Origin of the sequence: Streptomyces sp. NRRL WC-3549 (assembly GCF_000721935.1) — a bacterium.
In the GTDB taxonomy this organism is placed as follows: Bacteria; Actinomycetota; Actinomycetes; order Streptomycetales; family Streptomycetaceae; genus Streptomyces.
Window position 1 is genome coordinate 77702 of record NZ_KL585445.1, and the last position, 1981, is coordinate 79682.

The window sequence follows — 1981 nt, forward strand, 5'->3', positions numbered from 1 at the left end:
GCCCGCCGTCAACTCGCCGGCCCCGGCCCCGCCACCGTCCCCGCGCCCATCCGCGCCCCCGGTGCCGTCCCCTGCGGCGATGGCGCCCCGGGGCACCATCGCCTGCGCCGCCTCGGGGGCTGCCACCTCCCGGGCCGTCACCTCAGGGGCCGCCGTATCAGGGGCCGTCATCTCCCGGGACGCCGCATCCCTCCGCCCCAGGTCGTCCCGCCCTCCCGAGCCGTCGCCTGCGGGGAGCACGGCCCGCCAGGCCAGCCGCTCCCGTTCGTCCTTCCCGGGCCACCTGGACCACCCGGACCCGAGCGCCGTGGACGCCCCGCCGGCCGTCCCCGGTGCCTCCCCGGAGTCCCGCACGCCCCGCGGCTCGCTCTCGTCCCGCTCGTTCTCCGTGTACCGCATCACGCCTCCGCCCTGTTCCGTTCTGGTGTCCGTTCCGTCACCGCCGGCCGGTGAGAACCGCCCGGCCCGTACACAGCCCGCGCGCCACCCCGCGGCAGCCGTCACGCGAAGAGCCGTCGCCACGTCTCCGGCCCCGGGTATCCGTCGGCCGCGCTCCCGCGCCATCCCTGGGCCTTCTGGAACGCCTCCACGTTGCGCCGGTCGGCCTCCGTCCATCGCCGGCCGGGGCCCTTGGCGTAGTGCTTTCCGTATCCCTTCTTCACCAGCCCCGCCCCCAGCCGCTGGACGTGGCCGTTGGACTGCCCCGGCCTGAAGAAGCCCCGGCCCGGGAAGGCCGTCGCCTGGCCCGCGCCGTCGCCCGTCGCGGCCGGGATCGTGCGGCCGGTGCCCTTGACCAGCAGCTCCCAGGTGTCCGGCCCGGGGATGCCGTCCGCCTCCTCGCCCTTCCAGCCCTGGGCCAGCTGGAACGCCCGCGTCGCCTGCCTGTCCGCGTCCGTCCAGCGCGGCCCCGCGCCGACCCGGTAGAAGCGCTTGCCGCCCTGGGCGATGAGCAGCTTCCCGAGCCGGGTGACGTAGGGGTTGTCGGCGCCGGGGCCGAACGCCGACGCCCCCGGGAACGAGGTGCCCGACCCGTTGCCGCCGGCCTGGCCGGTGGTCAGCCCCTTGTAGCGGTACGCCACGTACTGCGAGGAGTTGCTCCAGTACGCCATGGGCGTCGTCGCCTTGCGGGTGCTCGGGCGGGTCTGCTCGTACGCGAGGTAGTGGCTGTGCGTGCTGTCGGTCCAGCCGCCGAAGACCGTCACGTGCGACCCCGCCGCCGGGTCGGCCTGGTTGTGGAAGAGCAGGATGTCCCCGCGCTGGAGATCCGCCCGGGCGATCTTCGTACCGAAGGCGGCGAGGCTGCCGGTCCACTCGTTGCTGCCGAGGTCCCAGGCCATCGAGACGAAGCCGGAGCAGTCCTGCCGGTACCCGTCCGACCAGTACGCCGCCGTGCTGTACGGGACCCGTGCCGACACCCACTTCTCGGCGCGGCTCATGATCTCGTCCCGGGTCGTCGCCCGCACCGCCGTGGACGTGGACGCCGGCGGCCCCGGGACCCCACCACCGGCCAGCGGTCCGACCGCACCCTGCGGGGTGACCGGCTGGGGATCGGGGGCCGTGCCCGCGCGGGCGCCCCGGCTCGCCGCCCAGGCCGTCGCGGCGGCCTGGGCGGCCCCGCAGGACAGCACCACGCCCGCCGCCGTAACCAGGACCAGCGCCCGCCGGGCCCCGTGGGCGGCGGGGTGTCCGCCGTACCGCACGGGCAGCACCGCCGCCGTACGCCGCTGCCGGGCGCACCCCGCACAACCGCAGTCGGCGGCGGGCTCGTACTCCTCGAAGACCGGCGCAGTCATGCGACTCCTCCTCCACTCGGCCACCCGGCGGTCGTCACGATCTCCCGCACCTCACCGGTCGGGGCAAAGCTCATGGTGACCGACAAAAGGTAAAAAACGACCATCCGACAGGCCGCCCCGATCGGAATTGGTCAGGAGCACCCCACCGCATCGGGTAAAGTTCTCCAGGTCAGCAGGCGCCGTTAGCT

At 75.0% G+C, this 1981-nt stretch carries 1 protein-coding gene and 1 pseudogene; both read right to left on the reverse strand.

Features of this window, described 5'->3' with window-relative positions; all coding sequences use genetic code 11:
• Positions 1-399: pseudogene (locus IH13_RS43760) on the reverse strand (hypothetical protein); the annotation flags it as partial.
• A gap of 101 nt (positions 400-500) precedes the next feature.
• Complete coding sequence (locus IH13_RS0134605; protein WP_031090881.1) at positions 501-1793, reverse strand: peptidoglycan-binding protein; 1293 nt, start codon at positions 1791-1793, stop codon at positions 501-503.
• Between the last annotated feature and the right edge of the window lie 188 nt (positions 1794-1981).

Coding starts and splice junctions, on each gene's coding strand:
- IH13_RS0134605 (WP_031090881.1), bottom strand. CDS start 1,793: ATGACTGCGCCGGTCTTCGAGGAGTACGAGCCCGCCGCCGACTGCGGT.